Raw genomic sequence first — 24,152 nt, 5'->3', positions numbered from 1 at the left:
GCGCCGGTGCTGCTGCTTACTTCTTCAGATCGAAGCGATCGAGATTCATCACCTTCGTCCAGGCCGCGACGAAGTCATCGACGAACTTCTCCTGCCCGTCGCTGCTCGCATAGACCTCGGCGAGCGCGCGCAACACCGAATGCGAGCCGAAGATCAGATCGACGCGGCTGCCCGTCCACTTGCGCTGCCCCGTCTTGCGATCGCGCCCTTCGAACACATCGCGGGCCGACGACATCGGCTGCCACTCCGTGTCCATGTCGAGCAGGTTGACGAAGAAGTCGTTGGTGAGCGTTTCGGGCTTGTCGGTGAAGACGCCGTGCGCGCTCTTTGCGCTCGACACGTTCAGCGCGCGCAAACCGCCGATGAGCGCCGTCATCTCCGGCGCCGTCAGCGTCAGCAATTGCGCCTTGTCGATCAGCAACGATTCGACGGGCACGCGCACGTTGGACTTGACGTAGTTGCGGAAGCCATCGGCGACCGGTTCGAGCGCCGAGACCGACTGCACGTCCGTCTTGTCCTGCGTGGCGTCCATGCGGCCCGGCGTGAACGGCACCGTGACCTTCTTGCCCGCCTTCTCCGCTGCCTTTTCGATCGCCGCGCCACCCGCCAGCACGATCAGATCGGCGAGCGAAATCTTCTTGCCGCCGGATTGCGCGCCGTTGAACTCCTTCTGGATGCCTTCGAGCGCCGTCAGCACCTTGCCGAGTTGCTCGGGATCGTTCGCTTCCCAGTCTTTCTGCGGCGCCAGGCGCACGCGCGCGCCGTTCGCGCCGCCGCGCTTGTCGGAGCCACGGAACGTCGATGCCGATGCCCACGCCGCCGATGCCAGCTCGGAAACAGACAGCCCCGACGCCAGCACTTTCTGCTTGAGCGCCGCGACATCGTCATCGCCGACGAGCGGATGATCGACCGCGGGAATCGGGTCCTGCCACAGCAGTTCTTCCTGCGGCACTTCCGGTCCGAGATAGCGCGCCTTCGGTCCCATGTCGCGGTGCGTCAGCTTGAACCACGCACGGGCGAAGGCGTCGGCGAACTGGTCGGGGTTCTCCCAGAAACGCTTCGAAATCTTCGCGTATTCCGGATCGAACCGTAGCGACAGGTCCGTCGTCAGCATGGTCGGCTTGATCTTCTTCGACGCATCGTGCGCGTGCGGAACGGTTTCGGTCGAATCCTTCGCGACCCATTGATTCGCGCCCGCCGGGCTCTTGGTCAGCTCCCATTCGTAACCGAACAGGTTCTCCCAGAACCCCTGGCCCCACTTCGTCGGAGTCGTGGTCCAGGTGACTTCGAGGCCGCTCGTGATCGTGTCCGCGCCCTTGCCGGAGCCGAAGCTGTTTTTCCAGCCGAGGCCCATGTTTTCCAGATCCGCCGATTCCGGTTCGGGACCGACGTTATCCGCCGGACCCGCGCCGTGCGTCTTGCCGAAGGTGTGCCCGCCCGCGATCAGCGCGACGGTTTCCTCGTCGTTCATCGCCATGCGCGCGAACGTCTCGCGGATGTCGTGCGCCGCCGCGAGCGGATCGGGATTGCCGTCCGGGCCTTCCGGATTGACATAGATCAGACCCATCTGCACCGCGCCGAGCGGGTTCTCCAGATTGCGGCCGCCATCGGTGCGGCTGACTTCCTCGCCGTGCTTCTCCACGTCGGCGGTGATCACGCCCTGATCCTGGTCGTTGCCCGCCGCGCCCTTGCCGTAGCGGACATCGCCGCCGAGCCAGGTCTTCTCATTGCCCCAGTAGACGTCCTGATCCGGCTCCCATGTGTCCTCGCGTCCGCCCGCGAAGCCGAAGGTCTTGAAGCCCATCGTCTCCAGCGCGACATTGCCGGACAGAATGATCAGATCGGCCCAGGAGAGCTTCTGGCCGTACTTCTGCTTCACCGGCCAAAGCAGCCGGCGCGCCTTGTCGAGGCTCACGTTGTCCGGCCAGCTGTTGAGCGGCGCAAAGCGTTGCTGGCCGCGGCCACCGCCTCCCCTGCCATCGCCGATGCGGTAGGTGCCCGCGCTATGCCACGCCATGCGGATGAATAGCGGACCGTAATGGCCGAAGTCGGCGGGCCACCAGTCCTTCGAATCGGTCATGACTTCCGCGAGGTCCTTCTTGACCGCGGCGAGATCGAGGCTTTTGAAAGCTGCGGCGTAGTCGAAGCCCGATTCGAGCGGATTCGACTTGCCGGAATGCTGATTCAACAGATCCACCCGTAGTTGCCGCGGCCACCAGTCACGGTTCGTCGTTCCGGTGCCGGCAGCATGCGTAAACGGGCACTTCGATTCGTTCGACATGCGTTATCTCCTTGCGAGGACGTACCCACTAGTTCTTTTACTACTCACCACCAAGGCTTCAGGTTCATGGTTTTTCCGTGCTGCACAAACCTGATCCGATACGGGATTTCGTGGCCTGCATCGGGCGTGCGCGACGCGTCCGGCCGCCCTCCTCAACTTAGAAAATACGTGAGAGCGACGCTCAATAGAATGCGATTTTTGCAATGCCGCCGATAGGGGACGGCTATAGAGAGACAGTGCTGCTGCGATGCGCCAACGCATGTTGCAGTGCATGATCGGGTATGCGCGCAGTTCGCGCTATTCGGCACGGATGTTCAGTCTAGCAGCGTCTCGCGCGCTCGGCAGGCGACGAGCGCGCGAGGTCGTCGATCTGACGCGCCGATTCTCCCGTACACCTGAGCATCTCGATCGGGAAGCCGGCCTCAGCTCCAGTCGTCCATGTCGTGCTTGATGCTGTGACGATTCGCGATGAGTTCCGCCACGCTCGGCTCGTTGCTCATCGCGCGTTGAATGGCGAGTTTCGTCGCCTCGTAGTTCGTTCGATACATGTCCTTCTTGTCGAGGTTGGCATCGGTTGCGCAACGCGGATCGATCCACACGAGGCTGATGATGCACAACTCGTTGGCCTGATCCTTCGGCAGGATGCCTTCGATCAAACAATCGACGACGGCGTCGGCGGTCGCGGACTGCACCACGCCGCCGAAGAGATCGATGTTCGCCATGTCCTTCAGCGTGACCTTCGGGACGATCATCGTGGCGGGGCGGACCATCTGGTTGCACGCGCGAATCGCGAACATCGCCGTATGTCCTTTCGACTGCGCCATCATGTTGGCGAACGCGTGGCCGACAGGCCCATCGACACGGCCGATCAGGATTTCCGGCATCGCATCGGTCGCCTGCCCCGCTGCGGCCAGCACGGTTGCTTCGCCTGCGCGAAACGTCAGATCGAGACTCATGAGCACTCTCCTTTAAAGGCTGAACGATGGTTCCCAGACCGAGGGGACACGCGCACGCAAGGACGATGCCATCACCGCAAACATAACCGAGACGACGCTTGCGGCGACAACCTGCTCACAATTCCTGACACACTGTGTTCATTTGACCGCCTCGTGCTCGAAGCAGGTCAATATCGGCGAAAAAGAGGATGCCTTAAGTATTAAGTACAGGGCGAAGACCATTTCGATAAGGAAAATACTCCTGAATAACCCTTAGATTCCAATGGCAATAGTCAATGACCCTAATACCGACATGAGACTCAGCTTGTAGAATCCCTGGGGCACTTATCGTTCTCCTCAAAAAAATCCCGAAGCTGGGATACACATACATGCACGCACCGCCCAAAATCAGTGTCCTGCTGCCTGTGTACAAAGTTGAGCCGTACATCGAAGAATGCCTCGACTCACTCTTGTCACAAACATCCACTGACTTCGAAATAATCGCCGTTGACGACAGCAGTCCTGATCGATCTGGTGAAATGACTTCCCGCATTCTGGAGAAGCAAAACAGAATTCCGTGGAAGCTTATTAAGAATCTCGAGAACAAGGGACTCGCCGAAACCCGCAAGATCGCCGCACTGGCGGCGCGCGGCGAATACGTTCTGTGCGTGGACAGCGATGATCACGTTCATCACGATCTCATCCGCCGCGTGATCGACGAAGCCGACAAACACAATGCCGACGTCGTGGTGTTCGCCGCGGAAAACCTCACGCCCGATGGCAAGATCAATTACCGCGTCGAAACCGGAGACGAAATCATCACCGGCGTGCAGGCCGTCGAGAAAATCCTCGATCTTTCCCTTCAGGCCTATTGCTGCAACAAGCTCGTGCGCCGGTCCATCTTCCTTTCGGTCGAGCATCCGACCGGACTGATTTACGAAGATATTTGCGTATCGGTTCAGACGCTCGGTAAATCGAAGACGGTGCGCCTCATTCCTGACACTTTGTATGCGTACATGTATCGGGAATCGGGAATTTCGACACGTTTCAATCCGAAGATCGTGGATCTTTTTGCCATTATCGATCGGGTGGAGAAAATCACGGCGTCGATGCCGATACCCAATTACAGGCGTTTGCTCTTCAGGCTGAAATATATCTACGCCTACCGGACAATCGCGTTTCAGGCGGCAATCAAGGCGCCGACATATCGGCTGGCGAAACCGATCCTGCTCAGCGTTTCGGACAAACTTCGCCTCGCCCATCTGCTCGGCATGTGTTCGGATCATCGGCCGAAGCTGTCCATCGTAATGGCGATGCTGAAAATCCATCCGTGGATTTTCTATTGCTTCGTGCGCCGGTTCGGACGAAGGTAGTCCGCACAGCATCGAGCCGATCCGTTATCCTGCGCTGTCATTTCTCAGCGCTGCATGATCGGACCGATGCTCACTCTTTCCCCACGCGACACCGCGATGCTCGAAGGCGATCTCGGCGATGGCCTCGCGCTCGCGATGCGCATCGTCGCGGCGACGGCGCGCGTCATGGATGCCGATACGCTCATCGACATCTCGTCCGCGCATATCGACGGTTGCCTGTATCACGGCGCGGCGAGCCTCGACTTCGTCGAGCGCTTCGTCGCGAGCGGCGCGAAGGTCGCCGTGCCGACCACGCTCAATGTCGGCTCGCTCGATCTCATCCATCCCGAGCTGTTTCATGGCGATGCGCACATCGCGAGCGCGGGCAAGCGGCTGATGGAGGCGCATATCGAACTCGGCTGCGAAGCAAGCTTCACGTGCGCGCCTTATCAGTTGAAGCATCGTCCGAAGCTGGGCGATCAGATCGCGTGGGCCGAATCGAACGCGATCGTCTTCGCCAACTCCGTGCTCGGCGCGCGCACGAGCCGCTACGGCGATTTCCTCGATCTCGCCGCCGCGATCACCGGGCGCGTGCCGAACGCGGGCCTGCATGTCGCGGCGAATCGCGCGGCGCGCATCGTGATCGCAGCGCCCGAATTGCGCGCGTCGCCGCATCGCGATGCCGATTTTGCCGCGCTCGGCTTCCTGCTCGGCAGCGAGGTCGGCGCGACGGTCGCCGCCATCACGGGTCTGCCCGGCGACACCACCGAAGACGAACTGAAGGCGCTCGGCGCGGCGGCGGCATCGAGCGGATCGGTGGCGCTCTTTCATGCGGTCGGCATCACGCCGGAAGCCGCGACGCTCGATGCCGCGCTTCAAGGGCAAGCGCCCGAGCGCACCATCGCGGTCAGCGCCTCGGACCTGCATGCCGTGCGCAAGCGCTGGAGCCATGCGAAGCCCGGCGATGCGCTCGCCGCCGTCGCGCTCGGCACGCCGCACTTTTCCGTCGATGAATTCCGCACGCTCGCGTCGCTCTTCGATCGTCACGAAGGCGCGCCGCGTTGCGATGTCTATGTGAACACGAGCCGCTTCGTGCTCTGGCAACTCGAAGAGGAAGGCATCGCGAAGACGCTGGCTGAACGCGGCGTGCAGATCGTCGTGGATACCTGCACGTACATCACGCCGGTGATGAAGCAGGTCAGCGGCCTCGTGATGACCAACTCGGGCAAATGGGCGCATTACGCACCGGCGAACATCGGCGTGACGGTCGCGTTCGGCAGCATGAGCGAATGCGTGCGATCGGCTTTCGAAGGAAAGGTGTGCATCGATGAAAACGTTTGAGGCCGTCACACTCGTCCCAGGCCGCGCGCGCGCCGCGGGCATCGCGTTGCCGCCGCTCAGTTTTTGGGGCGGTTACGATGCCGAACGCGGCGTGATCGTCGATGCCACGCACGCCGGTCATGGCAAGAGCCTCGCGTCGCGCATACTCGTGATGCCGCGTGCGCGCGGATCGAGTTCGAGCAGCAGCGTGCTCGCCGAAGCGTTGCGCAACGGCACGGGCCCGGCGGGCATCGTGCTCACGGAGCGCGATCTGATCCTGTCGATAGGCGCGATCGTTGCGAACGAACTGTATGCGTCCGACGTGCCGGTCGTGATGGTCGATGAAGCCACGTTCGTGCAGATCGCCACCGCCGATGCTCACATCGAGATCGATGCCCGCGATGCGACGCTGCCCGCGAACGTGCGCCTCATCGCGCCATGATCGTCCCGACCACCGAGATGATCTGCTGCCCCGCCGTCTTCACGTGCTGTTCGAGCAGCTTCGCGCCGAGCTTCGCGTCGCGCTTTCTGCATGCGTCGATCAGGCTCATGTGCTCTTCGTGCGACTGTTCGCGGATCGGCACCTGCACGACCTGAAAGCGGAAATAGCGGTCGCTGCGATCGTGCAGTCCGCGCAGCATCTGCAACGTGATGTCGCGCCGCGCGGGCAGATAAAGCGTTTCGTGCAGACGCCAGTTCAGTTGACCCCACACGCCCGAATCCGCGTCATCCATTTCGCCGACGAGCTTCTCGGCCTTCGCGATTTCGGCATCGGTGATATGCGGAATCGCCTGCGAAAAGAGCCAGGGCTCCAGCCGCAAGCGAATCTCGAATGTCTCCTGCACTTCTTCTATCGACAACTCCGCGACATACGCGCCCTTGTGCGGCACCTTCGTCAGCAAGCCTTCGCCGGTGAGCCGCGTGATCGCCTCGCGGATCGGCACGCGGCTCACGCCGAGTTCGTCGGCGAGCGCTTCCTGACGCAGCACTTCGCCGGGCGCGAGATCGCCGGAAAGGATGCGTTGCCGGATCGCCGTGGTGACGAGTTCGACCGTCGTCGTGCGCACGATCCTGTGCGTCGAATCGGTTGGGCCTTGTTTTGTGGCGACGGGAGGCATGTGCTTCTATAGCGCTTATCGGTAGTGTTGCGGCATCGTAGCATGCCCCGAAGGGAGCCCCTGCAAGGGGCGAACCGTAGGAAATCCCCTTGGGGGATGCAGGTTCAGCGCAACGTCTCCCGCACCCACGCGCCCTTCTTCATCACGCCCGCGATGCGCTCGCCCTGCCCTGTGAGCACGCGAATATCCTTCAGCGGATCGCCATCGACGACGAGCAAATCCGCGTAAGCACCCGCCGCGACGACGCCGAGTTTGCCCTTCATGTTCACGATCTCCGCGCCGAGCGCCGTCGCCTGACGAATCGCCTCGAATGCGCCGACGATATCCGCGCGTATCGAAAGCTCATCGCTCTGATACTGATGCATGTCGCCGAGCAGATCCGTGCCGAGGCCAATCTTCACGCCGCGCGCGTGCAGCATCGCGAGTGCTTCGAGTCCGCGCTTGCGCACCGACTCGTTCTTGTCGAGCGTGTCTTTCGCGAGGCCCATCTGCGCGCCGACTTTCGACATCGCGTCATACGTGACGAGCGTCGGCACCGCGTATGCGCCGTGTTCGGCCATCACGCGCGCGGTGTCGTCGTCGATCAGATTGCCGTGCTCGATCGTGCGCACGCCGAGTTTCACGACGCGCGCAATCGCCTTCGCCGTGTAGGCGTGCGCCATCACATAGGTCTGATGCGATTCCGCTTCCTCGACGGCGGCCTTCACTTCATCGACTGAGAATTGCAGGTTGCCGATAGGATCGGTCGGCGAAGCCACGCCGCCCGACGCCATGATCTTGATGTGATTCGCGCCCGCGCGCATTTCCTCGCGCACGGCTTTGCGCATTTCATCGACACCATCGACCACGCGCCCGATCGCGCCCATGTTGCGATTGCAGCCGCACGGGTCCGGGTCGGAATTGTCGAAGCGCTCGCGAAAATCGCCGTGGCCGCCGGTCTGCGAAAGCGCCTTGCCCGCGACGAACAAACGCGGCCCCGCGATCACGCCGTCTTCGATCGCACGCGAGAGCGCGTAATCCGCGCCGCCCGCATCGCGCACGGTCGTGAAGCCGCGATGCAACATGCCCGCGAGAATCGGCACGGCGCGCAGCACGGCGAACGTATTCGGCAATCGGCTGTTGTTGCCGAGGTGCGCGACCGATGCGATCACATGCACGTGGCAATCGATCATGCCGGGCATCACCGTCTTGCCGCCGACATCGATCACCTGCGCGCCGCTCGCCTCCACCGGCTCGCGCGTGACCTCGCGAATCGTGTCGCCATCGATGACGATGGAATAGCGGCCGTCGTCGCGCTCGTGATCGGCGTCGAGCACGCGGGCGTTTTTCAGAATCAGCATGGCTTGATCTCTCCCGGTTATTTCAGCAGGAATCCGTGCGCGAGCGGATCGCGGTCATCGACGAAAATCGTGTTGTGGCCGGTCACGCGCGCCCAGCCTTCTATGCCCGGCACGATGGCGTCGAACTCGCCGACGCGCGCCGCTTCCATCGGCACGCCCTCGAACAAGGTGCCGATGATGCTCTCATGCACGAAGCGCTCGCCGATCTTCAACTGCCCCTTCGCGACGCGCTGCGCCATGCGCGCCGACGTGCCCGTGCCGCACGGCGAACGATCGATGGCCTTGTCGCCGTAAAACACCGCGTTGCGCGCGCTCGCGCCTTCGACCGTCGGCTCGCCCGTCCACATGACGTGGCTGAGGCCGCGTATCGCGTCGCTTTCCGGATGTACGAACGTGTACTTCTCGTTCGCCTTCTGGCGCAGCGCGGGACTCAGGCGCTGAATGTCGGAAGGCTTCAGCGCGTGCAGTCCTTCATAGTTGCGCTGCGGTTCCACGATTGCATAGAAGTTGCCGCCGTACGCGACATCGAAATGAATCTCGCCGAGTCCTTCGACATCGACGGACAAGTCCCGCGAATGCAGAAACGACGGCACGTTGACGAGTTGCACCGAATCCACATGCTCGCCGTTCATCCGATAACGCGCGACGACGACACCCGCGGGCGTATCGAGCCGCAACACGCCCGGCTCGCGCGGCCGCACGAGTCCGTGTTCGATGGCGGTCGTCACCGTGCCGATGGTGCCGTGCCCGCACATCGGCAGGCAGCCGCTCACTTCGATGAAAAGAATCGCGAGATCGCAATCGGGGCGCGTCGGCGGATAGAGGATGCTGCCGGACATCACTTCGTGACCGCGCGGCTCGAACATGAGCGCGGTGCGAATCCAGTCGAACTCGCGCAGGAAGTGCGCGCGGAGCTCGATCATGTTCGCGCCTTCGAGCACCGGCGCGCCGCCCGCGACGACGCGCACCGGATTGCCGCACGTGTGGCCGTCGATGCAGAAGAACGTGGATTTCATCGCGCGAGCGCCTGCACGTTCGCGATCGCCTTCTCGACGATCTCGATGGTCCGCCGCCGCTCATCGCCTTCGAGCATCAGGCGCGGCGCCTTCACATATTCCGGATAGCCCGCCGTGATGTTTTCCGCGAGCTTGATGTATTGCACGAGCTTCACATGCGTGTCGAGATGGAACAGGTCGATCAATGCGCGGTACAAAGCGCGCGCCTTGTCGTAATCGCCATCGACCGCATAGTTAAGCAGGTCGACGGATTCCTTGGGCATCGCGTTCGCCATGCCCGAGACCCAGCCCTTCACGCCGAGCGCGACGGATTCGACGATCAGATCGTCGACGCCGCAGAACACGACGAAGCGCTCGCCGAAGCGCGCGTAGAGATCGGTGACGCGCGTCGTGTCATAGGTCTCTTCCTTGATCGCGACGACGTTCGGTTCATCGGCGAGTTGCGCGAGCAGGTCGGGACGCATGTCGACGCCATAGCCGCGCGGATTGTTGTAGATCATCAGGCCGAGCTTCGTCGAGCGCGCGATCGACCGATAGTATTCGACGGTCTCGCGATCGTCCGAGCGATACGTGAGACCCGGAAACACCATCAGGCCCTGCACGCCGATCGCTTCAGCGTCCTTGGCAAATTGCATCGCGTTGGCCGTGTTCAGTTCCGCAAGACCGGAGATGACAGGCACGCGCCCGTTCACCGTTTCGACCGCGATTTTCAGCACGGTGCGCTTTTCCTCGGGCGTGAGCTGCGCGTTCTCGCCGACCATGCCCATCATCACAACGCCGCCGACGCCGCTATCGATCAGACGGTTCAGGCCGCTCACGATGGCATCGCGGTCGAGCGAGCCGTCTTGTTTGAGCTTCGTCGTGACGGCGGGAAATACGCCTTTCCAGTTCACTTGCATGGTTGCTCCTTCAGTTTAGAAACGCGCGATCGAATACGGACCGAGCGGTATGCGCGGTGCGCGGCCCGCGAGCACATCGGCGACGAGCGCGGCGGTCGTCGCCGATTGCGTGAGGCCGAGATGCCCGTGACCGAATGCATAGACAACCGACGGCATGCGCGGCGATGCGCCGATCACCGGCAGCGAATCGGGCGTCGCGGGACGATGGCCCATCCATTTCGCCGCGCCCGTATCGTCGATGCCGGGAATGAAACGCTTGCCGAGCGTGAGCAACGCATCGCTGCGGCGATAGTTCGGCGGCGCATCGAGTCCCGCGAACTCGGCCGCGCCGCCGATGCGCAAGCCCACATCGAGCGGCGTCGCGACGAACTTGCGCTCCGCGAAGATCACTTCACGCGTCAGTGCGACGCCGTGCTTCGGCAGCGTCGCGTTATAGCCGCGCTCGCTTTCGAGCAAGACGCTATCGCCGATGGATTTCGCCAGCGCCGCCGACCACGCGCCCGCCGCGATCACGATGCGTCGTCCTTTCACGCGGTTGCCGTCCGCCAGCAAGACCGCATCCGATGACTCGATCGCCCGCGCGCTGCCCGTCACGAAGCGCGCGCCGAGCGCACGCACGCGCTCGCGCAAAAGCGTGACGATGCGGCGCGGATCGCCGATATGCGACCAGTCGTCGAGAAACACGCCATGTCTGAACACCGGCGCGAGCGACGGCTCGCATTCGCGCACCTGCTGCGCGTTCAGCGCATGCCAGCGCGCGCCCAGTTCGCGCTTGAACGCCCATTCGGGCTGATCGGCGGCGAAGGCTTCGTCGGTTTCATAGACCGTCAGCGCGCCACGGCGATAATGCATCGCGCTTGCGCCGATATCGTCGAACATCGGCAGGATGTCGTCGTAGACGCGGTTGTTCAGCAACGCGAGCGCATGGGAGATCGCCTGATAGCGGTCCGGCTCGCTCGCGCGGCGAAACGCCATCAACCACGGCAGCGCCTTCGGCAGATGCTTCCAGTCGAGCGCGAGCGGCCCGAGCGGGTCCATCAGCCATTTGGCGACCTTCGTGAACATGCCGTGCACGGCAATCGGCGTGCTCTCCGTCACCGCGATGCCGCCCGCGTTGCCATGCGATGCGCGATCGCCTTCGAAATCGCGATCGACCACGATCACGCGCGCGCCGTCGCGCAGCGCGGCCCATGCAACCGCCAGTCCCACGATGCCCGCGCCGATCACGACGACGTCCGCCATGTCTTCATCCGCCACGCTCATGAGCCGGCACGCGACTTGATGAGCTTGTCGTCGACGGCTTCGCACCAGGTATCCGCGAGCGTGAAGCCGGTCTGAAAGCGATCGGTCGGATCGACGCCGACCTGCGAAATCGCGGTGATCCACGCCTGACCCGCAACGACCGGCACGACCGCCGGAACGTCGCCCAGGCGCGTGACCGAATCGATACGGCTTTCGAACACCGACCCGATGATCGACTCGTGCAGGAAGGTCTCGCCCACGTCGATCAGCCCTTTCGCATGCATCACCGCGAGCCGCGCCGAGGTGCCCGTGCCGCACGGCGAACGGTCGCAGCGCCCCGGCGACACGATCACCGTGTTGCGCGACTTCAGCACGCCGTTTTCGCGCGACAGCGGCCCGACGAACTCGGTCATCGTGATGCCCTTGATGAGCGGATTCAACGGATGTGGCGAAGGCAACTGCGCCGCCGCCGCGGCCTTGATGACCTGCCCGAGTTCGCACAACTCGCGCGCTTCGTCGGGCGTGATCTGAAAGCCGAGCTTTTGCGCATCGACGATCACGTACGTCATGCCGCCATATCCGACATCCACGCTCAGGCTGCCGACGCCTTCGACCTCGATCGTTCTGTCGAGATGATTGGCGAATGCGGGCTGATTCGTGAACTCGACCTTCGTGACCTTGCCGTTCGCGCACGCGCAGCGCAGATGGATCAGCCCCGCCGGCGCTTCGAGCACGAGTTCGGTGACGGGCTCGACCATCGGCAGGATGCCGGTTTCGAGCAGCACGGTGGCGACGCACATCGTGTTCGAGCCGGACATCGCCGGATACTCGGTCGATTCCGCGATCACGTAGCCCATTTGCGCGCGCGGATCGGTCGCGGGCAGCAGGAAGTTCACGGTCTGATTGGCCGAGCCGCGCGGCTCGAAGATGCAGATGCGGCGCAGGTCGTCGCGCACTTCTTCCAGATGCATCATCTTGTCGAACATGGTCGCGCCGGGCACGTCGAAAACGCCGCCCGTCACCACGTTGCCGACTTCGCCTTCGGCGTGGCAGTTCACTACTGTGAGCGTTCGATTCCAGCGCATGTTTATTGCAGCGGCGCGTGCGCCGTCTCCTTGATGGTGAAGACCGTGATCGTCGAAAGCAGCGCGGCGAGCATCACGAAGTACGCGGGCGAGAGCGGCGAGCCCGTCGCCTTGATGAGCGCGATGGAGATCATCGGCGCGAAACCGCCGAACACCGCGTTGGCGATGCCGTAGCCGATCGACATCCACGTCGTGCGGATTTTCGTCGGAAAGAGTTCGGACAGCACGGCCGGCCCGACGCCCGAGAAGATGCCGATGATCACGCCGCCCAGCACCTGCACCGCGCCGACGATCGCCGCCGATTTGTATTCGAGCATCAGGTGGAAGATCGGGTACGGCAGCACGAGAAACGCGATGCAACCGATCGTGTAGATGGGCTTGCGGCCGAAGCGGTCGGAAGCCGCGCCCCAGAACGGAATCGATGCGGTCATCACGATGAGGCCCGCCGTGTTGAGCCAGAGCGCCGTCGACGAATGGATGCCGACGTACTTCGTCGTGAACGACGGCAGGTAGTTGAGCAGGACATAGAGCGAGACCGTCCACACGATCACGAGTCCGCACGCCTGCAGGCCGAGCAGCGCGGGGGCGCGGCCCTTCGCCTTGGGCGCTTCGTCGCTGGCGCTCTGGTACACCGGCGTCTCTTCGCTGCGCTTGCGGATGATCCAGCCGATCGGCCCGATCACGATCGCACCGACGATGAACGGCACGCGCCAGCCCCAGTCGAGCAGCGCTTCCTGGCTGAGCAGCGTCGTCATGAGCGCGGCCGCGCCGGAGCCGAGCAGCATGCCGCCGAGCGTGCTGCATTGCTGGAAGCTGCCGTAGAAACCGCGCTTGTTCGGCGGCGCCCATTCGACGAGAAACGCGACCGCGTTCCCCAGTTCGCCGCCGACGGATATGCCCTGCAACATGCGCGCGGCGACGAGCAGGATCGGCGCCATGATGCCGATGGATGCATACGTCGGCAGCAGCGCCATGAAGAGCGTGGCGGCGGCCATCAGCGGCATGACGAAGGTGAGCGTCCACTTGCGGCCTTTCTTGTCGCCGAGCCAGCCGAAGATGATCGCGCCGAGCGGACGCGCGGCGAAGCCGAGGCCGAACGCTCCGAAGGTGCCGAGCATCGCGGCGAAGTCGTCGCCTGTCGGGAACATTACTTTGGCGATGACGGTGGCGAGGAACGCGTAGGTGCCGAAATCGAACCACTCGAGAATGTTGCCGACGACGGCGGCGGTGACCGCGCGGCTGGATTTCGATGATGTCTTCGGTGACTCGCTGGAAACGTAGGGGTTCGCAACAGCGTTGGCGCGGTCGGTCATGGGGGCTCCCTCGGTCGCATGGAGTGCGGTTCCGGGGGATTGTGCGCCGATATTAAGATTGAATCAAGGATTTTGGATCCAAAATTGGGGTTGAGCGGCTGCCTGTGAAATATCGAGCAGGGACAGGCCTCGAAACGTCCGAGGCCCGCTCCGTCTACCGCCCGATGAATCGCGCGTAGGCTTAACGCGAAATAAACACGAACGGAGCGACGCCGCCGTAAGCCGGGCCGCTACTGAACGACTTCAGTCCAAGATTGACGTTCTTGTAGCTTCCGTCGGCCTGCGGCTGCAACTGGTTGACGGACCAGTTGCCGTTTCTTTCCAAAAGAATGGACTTGGTTCTCGGTTCGTATTGCAGATAGCCCAACAAGTTGGACGTCGCCATCAGGTTCGTCTTATTCCCGCTCATCGCGTTATAGATAATGATCGGGCTCGGACTCGTGTAGTTATCGTCGCCGAAAAGAATTTCGTTGTTGCTGATGGTCGTTAGGAATCTGGGTTTCTTTTCTGGCAAGTCCGCCAGTACACGCGTGTTGCCGTTCGTCAGATCCAGTTCCGTCAAACTGCCCTCGCCGGTAAATGAAGTGAAACCGACGAAATAGGCTTTCTTCGCGTCTGGCGTAACTGCGAACTCATTATTCACTGTGCTTGACCCAGACCCGACCGGATAGGCACGCACGATTGAACCGCTGGTCGTGTCGATGCGGAGGACCTGCATCTTCGCGCCGGACACGACGTATGTCAGAGCGTAGATGGTTCCTGAATCGTCCTTGGCCGTCCTTACCTGCCTCACGTTATAACCTTCCGGGACCACGATGTTCTTGACCAGTTGCCCCGAGTCCGTGTCGACGACGGCAATTCTGTTCTTGTTCGACACGTAGACCTGCTTGCCATCGTAAGCGGGTTGCAGGTAATAGCCGGTGAAAGTAGTCAGCAGAGGAGCGATGGGGGTGACGCGAATGATCGCATTGGTCGCGGTATCGATGGTTGCCAGATCAATCGACGTCGTGCTTCTCTCCAGGAGTACGTGGAGGCGTTTGCCATCGGCGCTAGCGAACATCTGGTCGACTTGCTTGTAGTCTCCCGTCAAGGTCAGATCGATCGAAGCCTTCACTGCGTGCGTCGAGAAGTCGTATGCGATCACCTGAGCTGGAGCTTGGGCGCGCGTCAACGTGTAGATGGTTTCCTTGGGTACTGGTGGCCCATAAAACTTCTGCGCCATCTCGATATCGGTGGCGCTAAGCTTGCCGTCGCCATTCCATTTCGGGTTGCAGTAGTTCATGACCGACGCGAGATCCCACTCACCGATCGTAGTGTCGCCGCTTGTGCCTTGCGCGGGCTCGATGCACGAAGACGGCGTATCCGCCCGATTTTGCTCATGCGCAAAACCCAGTGCGTGGCCGAATTCATGCGCGGCGACCCGGCGAATGCAATATTCCTCGCGCCCCTGGCAACTCGGGCTCCAGTTATTGAACGTGAAATTGAGCGCCATCCCGCCCGGAGCATTGTTCAGCGTCGCGCCCAAACCCCAGGTGTGCGGCGCGCTCCCGGCAATGTCCTCGACTGAAATCCGTATGCCGTAGAAGGTCGGATCGTTCGTGCATTGCTGCCAACCAGAGAATTCGACTCCGGAATGCTGCTCCCACGTTTCCTCTACCGCGCCGCGAGTCCAGTTGCGCTCCGAGGAATACCGCGCGAAATCGGCGTTGTTCAAATCCCAGCACACGCCGATGGGAACGCGATCCCAGATAACAGTCGACAATGCATATCCCTTCGCCGTGGCCTTATCCTGCGCCGCCGATTGTTCGGCCGAAGTCTTGCTCGCAGAACTCAGAGCGTCAGTGCCCGAATCGGCTCCGCCGCAACCACTGATGAGTATTCCTGATAGTAACGCAAGGGCCAGGCCCCTCAACCTTTTCATCTTATTCTCCGTTATGACCCATGCGTCCTCACGCACGGTCGGAGAAGTATATTTTCAACACGTAATCAGATTGGAATGTTCATTACAGAATGTTTCCACATTGCTCGTATTCTTTCGTCAATGCGCGTATCACTGCTTTTCGACAATCAATTGATTGGCACGCGTCATTGCGATTATCAGCCGGTTATGGATATCGCCCGACCGCGGTCGCGGATGAGATCGCTTCATCGACTCACTTCGGCCCGTAAAACATCTGCGCCATCACGATATCCGTCGTGCTCAACTGACCGTTGCCGTTCCAATCGGGATTGCAGTAGTTCATGATCGATGCCAGATCCCACGCGCCGATCAGCGTGTCGCCATAATTGCCCTGCGCGGGCTCATTACAGGTCGACGGCGTGTCCGGTCGATTCTGCTCGTGCGCGAAACCGATCGCGTGACCGAACTCGTGCGCGGCGATATTGCGAATGCAATACTCTTCACGTCCGATGCAACTCGGACTCCAGTTCCTGAAAGTGAAGTTGAGCACCATTCCACCGACGACGTTGTTCAGCATCGTGCCGAGCCCTTGCGTATGCGGTCCGGTCACAGCACTGTCTTCGACCGATATCCGTATGCCGTAGTAGTTTGGGGCATTCGTGCATTGCTGCCAGCCCGTGAAGGTGACGCCGGAATGCGCCTCCCAGCTCGCCTCGACCGCGAGACGGCTCCAGTCGCGCTGAGTGGCGTACAGCGCGAAGTCGGCGTTGTTCAGGTCCCAGCAGACGCCTATCGGAAGCTGCTTCCAGATTACGGTGGATAACGCGAATCCCTTGGCCGTGGCTTTGTCCTGAGCGTTCGATTGCTCGGTCGAGCTTCTGGTTGCGGAATTCGCGGCGTCGGAACTATCGCCTGCGCCGCATCCACTCAACAGCATTCCTAACAATAATGCAAATAGCCACGCGTTGAATCGTCTCATCTTCTTCTCCGTTATCGCAGGAGAAGTATATTTTCTAATGCGCGGTCAAACTCGAATGCTCATTTCATAGTATTCGCGAAAATCGTCGATTTTCGGCGCGACAGCATTCGACACCTGCTCAAACAAAAAACCCCACGTTCTCACGTGGGGTTTTTTGTTGCTGGCTTTCAGCGAAGCCCGACTTCCCTGGCCCGCTTCACATTGCACGCCGCGTGTTCCGTATAAACGACGCGATTCTGATTGCTGTAATAGACCGACCATCGATCGGCGCCATGATCCTTGAAGGCATACTCGGTGCACTGCGAGTGCCACGGCCCCCAGTTGCCGTCGGGCGGCCCGAGATTGTCTTCGACGTCCGCCCGCGTCATGCCGACTTTCACGCGGCTCATGTATTCCTTCGGATCCGGATCCTTGCTGAGGGCCGAACATCCGCTCAGGCCGATCAGGATCAGAACCAGTCCCATCACACCACCCGCTTTCGCTTTGAGCATCGCTTCAGTCCTCGCAAAAAGGTCTGAAGCTATCGGCATCGCGAGAGCCGGACAATCGAACTAATCCTAAAATTCGCGCGATCGCCGACGCGCCAGTTCCGCCACGCCGATGCACGCCGCGAGCCACGCGCCGCCCGACGCGAAGCCGCCGATCACATCGCCGGGAAAATGCACGCCGATCACGACGCGGCTCGTTCCGATCGTCAGCACGATGAAGCACGCCAGCGCGACGATGAGCGGATCGCGGCGCGTCGGCGCAAGGCGCAGCAGCACGTACGCGCACATGCCGTAGCAGACGATCGATCCGAACGTGTGCCCGCTCGGAAACGCGAAGCTTTCGGGCAAGGGCATCGTCGAGCCGGTGGGACGGTCGCGGCGCATCATCGCCTTGAGCGCCTGATTGAGCAGGCCGCCCGCGCTCGTCACCGCGGCGAAATACACGGCGAGGCCGAAGCGGCGCGTGAGAATCAGCGCCGCGCACATGAGCGCGCACACGAGCGTGAGAAACCAGGGATCGCCGAGATGCGTGAGATTCGCGAACCATCGCGCGGCGAGTGCGGGCGTGCCGTCGCGCACCGCGTCGAGCAAACGCTGATCCGCCGATGAAAACGCCGTGCCGTGTGCAATGCGCGTCGCAATGGCGACGAACACCGCCGCGCCGAACGCGACCGTCACGAGCGCCCACATTGCGACGGCCCGCCCCGACGCCCGTGTTTCGCGCGCGGCCCACGCCCACCCGCAAGCCGCAACGGCAGGAACGACGAAGAGCACAATCGCGATGATCTCGACCGCATGCCGTTGCGCGAGCGTCGTGTATTCCATGATGTCCTGTTTCTCCCGAATTGCCCGTCGCTCGCGCGGGCTCAGGACGCTGCCGCGCTGGCCTCCGCTTCGAACGGTCTGTCCCACCCGAACGCCTGCACACGCGCGACGGACTTCTCCACGACGAGCACGCCGCATATTTCGCCCGGCATCGGCAGCGTGAGGGCGTGCCAGCCGGCCGGCGCGGCGTCGCCCGCTTCGCCGTGTGCCGCGCGCGTTCTGCCGATCCGCGCCGCTTCGTCCCACATGAGCTTTCTGGCGGCTGCATCGCGGGCGCCGGTCGTCTCGACGGTCAGTCCGAGCCCTATTCTCGTCGATGCCACCGCGATCACGATCCAGATGCCCGAGTACGCGACATCGACATAAATCGCGCCACCGGCGGACGGATGCGTGACGACGACGCGTTCGCCCGGCCCGTCGTCCACGCCCACTTCGTGCGGTTCGCAACCGAGCATGTGCGAGAGCACGAGACGCAGCGTCGCGCGCGCGACGCCGAATCGCCGCCCGAGCGCCGAATTCGGATGCAGCCGCGCGCGCTTGCGCTCGGCGAGGCTGAGCCAGCTCCCGATATTCGATGCCGACGCAAAGCGGAATTCGCTCGGCACGAGCCAAAGACAGACCTCGCCGGGCGCGGGTGGTTCGTGGATCTGCACGCGCGACTTGGCGAGATCGTAGTAGCGCCACGGAACCTCCGCGGCATGAAGCTCGGGGATGCGAAGGGTGGAAGGCATGGGCGCCGGCGGAAACGGGCGGCGCGCGCGACGCGCCGGAACGATCCGCATTCAGGGAGAAACAGATATTTTCGGCGCTCGTACCTTATGGGATGCTTAACCGGCGACACCGAGCACCGCATCGAACTCCCTAAGCATTTCCTAAGCTTCCCTCCACTACGCTTGCGGCTTCCCTGAACGCGAAGACCCGCAAGATGAAGCCAGCGCCATCCGCCACCGTCACGCGTTGTCGAAAGCCATGACCGCCCGGAGACACGCCATGAGGGTATTGCTCGTCGAAGACGACCGCATGATCGGTGAATCCGTGCGGGACGAACTGCGCGAAAGCAGCTACGCCGTCGACTGGGTGCGCGACGGCAAGCTCGCGCTGACGAGCCTCACCACGCACGTCTACGATGCGATCCTGCTCGACCTCGGCCTGCCCGGCGCCGACGGCATCGACGTGCTGCGCGCCGTGCGCCGCGGGGCGCATCACGTGCCGCTCATCATCATCACCGCGCGGGATTCCGTCGAAGAGCGCATTCGCGGTCTCGACGAAGGCGCCGACGACTACCTCATCAAGCCCTTCGACATCTCCGAGCTGAAAGCGCGCATGCGCGCGGTGATCCGCCGCCGTGGCGGACAGGCCGCGCCGCTCATGACGAACGGCGTGCTCACGCTCGATCCGGCGACGCGCGAAGCCAAGTCCGGCGAGATCGCGACGCGCCTCTCGAGCCGCGAATTCGCGCTGCTGCAATCGCTGATGATCCGCCCCGGCGCGATCCTCTCGCGCGCGGAACTCGAAGACCGCATCTACGGCTGGAACGAAGAAGTGGAAAGCAACGCGGTCGAATTTCTGATCCATTCGCTGCGCAAGAAGCTCGGCGCCGCCGCGATCAAGAACGTACGCGGCGTGGGCTGGATGGTTTCGAAGCAGCCATGACGCGTTCGCTTCAGTTCAGGCTGTCGGCCTGGCTGTCGGCGCTGATCGTGGTGATCGCGGCGGCGGGCGGTGTCATCGCCTTCAAGACGGCGTTCCACGAGGCCAACGAGTTGCAGGACGGCCAGTTGAAGCAGATCGCCGCGCTCGTGACGCCGCGCACGCTCGCCGTGATGGAGCGCGAGGCGCTCGCCGACGTCGGTGGCGCGGACCCGGAATCGAAGCTCATCATTCAGACGATCGCCGAGCGTACGCCGCTGTCGCTCGCGCCCGGTTTGCCCGACGGTCTGCAAAACGCGATCGTCGATGGCACGCCGTGGCGTCTTGCCATCAACACGCTCGACGACGGCACGCGCGTCGTGATCGGCCAGAAGACGGCGGGCCGGGACGAACTCGCCCGCAACGGCGCGCTCGCCACCGTGATGCCCTTCGCCGCGCTCGCGCTCGTGCTGCTCGCGGCGCTGCATCTGATCGTGCGACGCATGTTCCGGCCGCTCGCGGCGCTGTCCGCCGGTCTCGACACGCGCCCCGAGCACGATCTCTCCGCGCTCTCCGGCGACGCGCTGCCGAGCGAAATCGCGCCCTTCGTCGTCGCGATCAACCGGCTGCTCGCGCGCGTGGAGGCGTCGGTGGCGCTGCAACGCCGCTTCGTCGCCGATGCCGCGCATGAACTGCGCTCGCCGCTGACCGCGCTGTCGTTGCAGGCCGAGCGGCTGAGCGCGTCCGACCTGCCGGACTCCGCGCGCGCGAAGCTCGATGCGCTCAGGCGCGGTCTCGCGCGCACGCGTTCGCTGCTGCATCAACTGCTGACGCTCGCCCGCCTGCAGCAACGCACCGACGCCGACACGGCGCAGCTTCGCGTGCAGGAAGTCTTCCGCAACGTGCTGGAGGATCTGATGCCGCTCGCGGAGGCGAAGGACATCGACATCGGCGTATCGAGCGCCGACGACGTGTTCATCCACGCGCCGCAAGCCGATCTCACGATCCTGGTGAAGAATCTCGTCGACAACGCGATTCGCTACACGCCGCCGGGCGGCCGCGTGGATCTCGCGACGGGCGTCGCGAACAAGCGTCCGTGGATTCGCATCGAGGACAGCGGCCCCGGCATCGCGCCCGAGGAACGTGCGCGCGTCTTCGATCCGTTCTATCGCGTGCTCGGCAGCGACGTGGACGGCTCGGGCCTCGGGCTTTCGATCGTCGGCACGATCGCGGCGCGCATGGGCGCGAAGGTCGAGCTCGCCGATGCCGCGCCGCGCGGGCTCGTCGTGACCGTCACGGTCTGAGCGCTTGCGTTCGGCCGTTCGGCCGTTCGATCTCAAGCCGCATGCAGGCCGCGTAAGGACATACGCGAGCCGCATGCCGGGCACGCGTGCGGCATGCTATCGTCGATGCGTGATTCCGATGGGTCATTTCGATGCCGCCATCATGAGCCAAGTGCGCTATCCCCTCGGACCCGATGACCGGGTGCATCTGATGTGCTGGCTCACGTGCGGACTGCTCGGCGCGTACTACATCGAAGGCGACTGGCCCGATACGTCGTTTCAGGTGCGCACCGCGCACCGCTGGCTCGACCGGCATCATCGCGCGGCGGAATGGATCGAGACCGCGCGGCTTTCGGCGGCGGCGCAGGCGCTCGCCGCGCGCTTCTCGACGACGCTCGACGCCGACGCCTCGCGCGGGGACATCGAGCGCATTCTCGAAGGCGAGGATCTCGACTACGAAAGCGCGCTCGTGCAGCGCATCTATCACGAGTGCTGGATCGAGTTGACGAGCCGCCGCAGACCTTCGCACTAGCAATCAATTTTCATGCCGCATGAGGCACGTGCCCCGAAGCTTCTCGCGTTCGGGCACGCACATTTTTTCGACCGGCACGAATGTGCGGAACCCCACATTGACGCTCATGGCGCGGCGCTAACATCGGCGCGCCTGCTCGCACGTCGATGTTCGCGCCCCCGGCCGTCACCGAAACGCCGGGCTGAAAAGCGGCTACACCGTCAGCGGCCAAGAACGATGTGAACAATCGACACTGACCGGAGGTCGCCATGCAGCGCAGCATTCGTCCGCTCCTTCCTCAATTCCCGATTCGTCGCGTGCGGTTGCGGCCGCTCGCGATGCTCGTGCCGCTCGTCGCGGGCCTGACGTGCGCAATTCCCGCCGATGCCGCGCCGCCCTTGCCGGCGGGCGGCCAGTTCGTCGCGGGCAGCGGCGCGATCGGCGGCAACGACCAGTCGCTCACGATCAACCAGACATCGACGCGCGGCGTCATCACCTGGAACAGCTTCTCGATCGGCGGCGGACGGCAGGTCACGTTCAACAACGGCACCGGCGCGACGCTCAATCGCGTGACGGGCGGCGATGCATCGGTGATTCTCGGGCAGCTCAACGCGACGGGCAGCGTGTATCTCGTCAATCCGCAGGGCGTGCTCGTCGGTCCCGGCGGAGTCGTCGCGACGGGCGGGCGCTTCGTCGCGTCCGCACTGGACATCGGCAACGACGCGTTCATGCAGGGCGGCCCGCTCACGCTCTCGGGCGGCGGCGACGGCATGGTCATCAATCTCGGCAAGATCGGATCGAGCGGCGGCGACGTGTTCCTCGTGTCGCGCACGGCGGCGGTGAACGGCGGCAGCATCAGCGCGCCGCAGGGCACGGCGGAAATCGCGGCGGGCAATCAGGTGCTGTTGCAGGACGCGTCGGGCGGACAACAGGTTTTCGTGCAGGCGGGCAGCGGCGGCACGGCGATGAACGGCGGCATGATCCAGGCGGCGCAGGCCAACCTTCAGGCCGCCGACGGCAACGTCTACGCGCTCGCGGGCAACAACACCGCGATCCGCGCGACCGGCACCGCGACGCGCGACGGCCACGTCTGGCTGGTCGCGGACCAGGGCGCGGTGCACGCGAACGGCGCGATCGCCGCGACGAACGCCGACGGCGGCGGCGGCACGGTCGAGACGCGCGCGAACACGCTCGACGTCGCGGGCGCGAACGTGCAGGCGCGCACATGGAAGCTCGGCGCGCCGACATTCACGGTCGATCAGGCGAACGCGGACTCGCTCGCGCGCAGTCTGAGCAACGGCACATCGGTCGATGTCGAAGCCAGCGGCGGCGATCTGACCGTGGGCGGCAACGTCCAGTGGAACGGCAATGCATCGCTCACGCTCGGCGCGGCGCATGGCGTGTCGGTCGGTCCGGGCGCGGCCATCGGCAACACGGGCAACGGCAATCTCACGCTGCGCGCGGATGCGGGCGGCATCGACAACGGCGGCAGCGTGACGAACAGCGGCACGATCGACTGGTCTAAGAGCGGCGGGATCGTCAGCGCGCTCTACGACATGAACGGCAGCTACGCGCCGGGCACGCTGCTGACCAACAGCGGATGGACGGCCGCGCCGTATAGCGGCGTCGTCACGCAAATCACGGCGTACAAGCTCGTGAACACGCTCGCCGATCTGTCCGGCATGTCGAAAGACCTCGCGGGCGTCTATGCGCTCGGCAAGGACATCGATGCGAGCGCGACCGCCTATCCGAACTTCTTCACGGCGATCGGCGCAACGCAGACGCCGTTCACCGGCCAGTTCGACGGCTTCGGCCACACGATCGACAAGCTCGCGACGGTGGCGAATCTCAACGACGACCGCTACGGCATGTTCGGCGTGATCGGCGCGAGCGGCGTCGTGCGCAATCTGAATCTCACCAACGCCAGCACGGGCGACTATTCGTCGGGCGCGTTCGGCTTGCTCGCGGGTCAGAACAATGGCCTCGTCACCTACGTCAACACGACGGGCGGCGTCGGGCAGAACGGCTTCGGCGGAGCGGGCGCGGGCGGGCTCGTCGGCGTGAACAACGGGACCATCGAACGATCGTCGAGCACGGCGGATGTCGGCTATCAGATTCCCGCGGGCGGACTCGTGGGCGTGAACAACGGGACCATCGCGCAATCGTTCGCGACCGGCGCGACTCAGGCCGGGACGCACGGCGAAACGGGCGGGCTTGTCGCCTTCAACAACGGACTGATCACGCAGTCTTACGCGACGGGCAGCGTGGGCGGCTTCGGCGGCGGCGGACTCGTGTTCGTCAACGGCACCAACGGCGTGATCAACGAATCGTTCGCGGTGGGGCAAGTCGGTGGCGGCGGGCCTCCGGGCGACCCGGAAGGCGGCATCGCGGCGTACAACCAGGGCGCGATTCACAACAACGTCTACTGGAACAAGGACACGACGATTCGTACCAGCGCGGCCGGATCGAATTCGGGAACCGTCCCGCCCGATTCGAACGGTCTCAGCACCGCGCAGATGAGCAACGCGTCGAATTACCTCGACTGGAACATTCCGTCGGGCGGCGTCTGGGCGATGCCCGCAGGGGCGACGCATCCCGTCTTGCAGTGGCAGCAGGCGCAGCCCTGACGAGATCGA

At 63.4% G+C, this 24,152-nt stretch carries 21 protein-coding genes; 7 read left to right on the top strand and 14 right to left on the bottom strand.

The window, feature by feature from the left end:
• Window positions 1-16: 16 nt before the first annotated feature.
• Both katG and fae read right to left on the bottom strand, forming a co-directional pair.
• Entirely contained in the window at window positions 17-2,281 is a 2,265-nt protein-coding gene (katG, locus tag QCE73_RS22045) for a catalase/peroxidase HPI (RefSeq protein WP_035504407.1), read from the bottom strand.
• Between the two features lie 422 nt (window positions 2,282-2,703).
• On the bottom strand, window positions 2,704-3,237 hold the full coding sequence (gene fae / locus QCE73_RS22040) for a formaldehyde-activating enzyme (RefSeq protein WP_309883570.1): 534 nt from the start codon (window positions 3,235-3,237) through the stop codon (window positions 2,704-2,706).
• 368 nt (window positions 3,238-3,605) lie between these two features.
• Here fae and QCE73_RS22035 point away from each other — a divergent pair, with 368 nt between their 5' ends.
• The 3 genes from QCE73_RS22035 to QCE73_RS22025 all read left to right on the top strand — a co-directional run bounded on the left by QCE73_RS22035 (window position 3,606) and on the right by QCE73_RS22025 (window position 6,330).
• Complete coding sequence (locus QCE73_RS22035; RefSeq protein WP_035504402.1) at window positions 3,606-4,589, top strand: glycosyltransferase family 2 protein; 984 nt, start codon at window positions 3,606-3,608, stop codon at window positions 4,587-4,589.
• A gap of 66 nt (window positions 4,590-4,655) precedes the next feature.
• The gene (locus QCE73_RS22030; RefSeq protein WP_309883569.1) at window positions 4,656-5,909 is read left to right on the top strand and encodes an aconitase X catalytic domain-containing protein; all 1,254 of its coding nucleotides are present in this window, start codon (window positions 4,656-4,658) and stop codon (window positions 5,907-5,909) included.
• Entirely contained in the window at window positions 5,896-6,330 is a 435-nt protein-coding gene (locus QCE73_RS22025; RefSeq protein WP_309883568.1) for an aconitase X swivel domain-containing protein, read from the top strand. Before QCE73_RS22030 ends, QCE73_RS22025 begins: the two co-directional genes overlap by 14 nt.
• Here QCE73_RS22025 and QCE73_RS22020 read toward each other — a convergent pair.
• The 12 genes from QCE73_RS22020 to QCE73_RS21965 form a co-directional block, all read right to left on the bottom strand.
• Entirely contained in the window at window positions 6,317-7,006 is a 690-nt protein-coding gene (locus tag QCE73_RS22020) for a GntR family transcriptional regulator (protein ID WP_309883567.1), read from the bottom strand. The genes QCE73_RS22025 and QCE73_RS22020 overlap by 14 nt on opposite strands.
• 104 nt (window positions 7,007-7,110) lie before the next feature.
• Window positions 7,111-8,346 carry an amidohydrolase family protein gene (locus QCE73_RS22015; protein ID WP_309883566.1) on the bottom strand — a complete coding sequence of 412 codons (1,236 nt, stop codon included), beginning with the start codon at window positions 8,344-8,346 and terminating at the stop codon, window positions 7,111-7,113.
• 17 nt (window positions 8,347-8,363) lie between these two features.
• Window positions 8,364-9,362, bottom strand: coding sequence for a 4-hydroxyproline epimerase (locus QCE73_RS22010; RefSeq protein ID WP_309883565.1), 999 nt, complete (start codon window positions 9,360-9,362; stop codon window positions 8,364-8,366).
• Complete coding sequence (locus tag QCE73_RS22005) at window positions 9,359-10,261, bottom strand: dihydrodipicolinate synthase family protein (protein WP_309883564.1); 903 nt, start codon at window positions 10,259-10,261, stop codon at window positions 9,359-9,361. Before QCE73_RS22005 ends, QCE73_RS22010 begins: the two co-directional genes overlap by 4 nt.
• 15 nt (window positions 10,262-10,276) lie before the next feature.
• On the bottom strand, window positions 10,277-11,524 hold the full coding sequence (locus QCE73_RS22000; protein WP_309883563.1) for an FAD-dependent oxidoreductase: 1,248 nt from the start codon (window positions 11,522-11,524) through the stop codon (window positions 10,277-10,279).
• Window positions 11,521-12,588, bottom strand: coding sequence for a proline racemase family protein (locus tag QCE73_RS21995; protein ID WP_309883562.1), 1,068 nt, complete (start codon window positions 12,586-12,588; stop codon window positions 11,521-11,523). The genes QCE73_RS22000 and QCE73_RS21995 overlap by 4 nt, the downstream gene beginning before the upstream one ends.
• Before the next feature lie 2 nt (window positions 12,589-12,590).
• Window positions 12,591-13,901, bottom strand: a complete 1,311-nt coding sequence (locus QCE73_RS21990) for an MFS transporter (RefSeq protein ID WP_238210860.1) — start codon at window positions 13,899-13,901, stop codon at window positions 12,591-12,593.
• 181 nt (window positions 13,902-14,082) lie between these two features.
• On the bottom strand, window positions 14,083-15,822 hold the full coding sequence (locus tag QCE73_RS21985; RefSeq protein ID WP_309883561.1) for an ATPase: 1,740 nt from the start codon (window positions 15,820-15,822) through the stop codon (window positions 14,083-14,085).
• Window positions 15,823-16,054: 232 nt separating this feature from the next.
• Window positions 16,055-16,780: a M12 family metallopeptidase gene (locus QCE73_RS21980; protein WP_309883559.1), complete on the bottom strand. Its 726-nt coding sequence runs from the start codon at window positions 16,778-16,780 to the stop codon at window positions 16,055-16,057.
• Window positions 16,781-16,947: 167 nt separating this feature from the next.
• Complete coding sequence (locus tag QCE73_RS21975) at window positions 16,948-17,271, bottom strand: outer membrane protein assembly factor BamE (RefSeq protein WP_309883558.1); 324 nt, start codon at window positions 17,269-17,271, stop codon at window positions 16,948-16,950.
• 66 nt (window positions 17,272-17,337) lie between these two features.
• The gene (locus QCE73_RS21970) at window positions 17,338-18,093 is read right to left on the bottom strand and encodes a phosphatase PAP2 family protein (RefSeq protein WP_309883557.1); all 756 of its coding nucleotides are present in this window, start codon (window positions 18,091-18,093) and stop codon (window positions 17,338-17,340) included.
• Between the two features lie 41 nt (window positions 18,094-18,134).
• On the bottom strand, window positions 18,135-18,824 hold the full coding sequence (locus QCE73_RS21965; protein ID WP_309883556.1) for a hypothetical protein: 690 nt from the start codon (window positions 18,822-18,824) through the stop codon (window positions 18,135-18,137).
• Window positions 18,825-19,083: 259 nt separating this feature from the next.
• On the opposite strand from QCE73_RS21965, the gene QCE73_RS21960 reads away from it, so the two are divergent.
• The 4 genes from QCE73_RS21960 (at window position 19,084) to QCE73_RS21945 (ending at window position 24,143) form a co-directional block, all read left to right on the top strand.
• A complete protein-coding gene (locus tag QCE73_RS21960) occupies window positions 19,084-19,746 on the top strand; it encodes a response regulator transcription factor (RefSeq protein WP_309883555.1) in 663 nt (220 codons plus the stop codon).
• Window positions 19,743-21,026: an ATP-binding protein gene (locus QCE73_RS21955; protein WP_309883554.1), complete on the top strand. Its 1,284-nt coding sequence runs from the start codon at window positions 19,743-19,745 to the stop codon at window positions 21,024-21,026. The genes QCE73_RS21960 and QCE73_RS21955 overlap by 4 nt, the downstream gene beginning before the upstream one ends.
• A gap of 73 nt (window positions 21,027-21,099) precedes the next feature.
• Window positions 21,100-21,537, top strand: coding sequence for a hypothetical protein (locus QCE73_RS21950; RefSeq protein ID WP_404989795.1), 438 nt, complete (start codon window positions 21,100-21,102; stop codon window positions 21,535-21,537).
• A 248-nt stretch (window positions 21,538-21,785) separates the two neighbouring features.
• Window positions 21,786-24,143, top strand: coding sequence for a filamentous hemagglutinin N-terminal domain-containing protein (locus QCE73_RS21945; RefSeq protein WP_309883553.1), 2,358 nt, complete (start codon window positions 21,786-21,788; stop codon window positions 24,141-24,143).
• Window positions 24,144-24,152 lie beyond the last annotated feature (9 nt).

This window comes from Caballeronia sp. LZ029 (assembly GCF_031451275.1).
GTDB classification, from domain to species: Bacteria; Pseudomonadota; Gammaproteobacteria; order Burkholderiales; family Burkholderiaceae; genus Caballeronia; species Caballeronia jiangsuensis.
The sequence above is the reverse complement of the archived record's forward strand: the minus strand, read 5'-3'. Positions and strand labels throughout refer to the sequence as shown.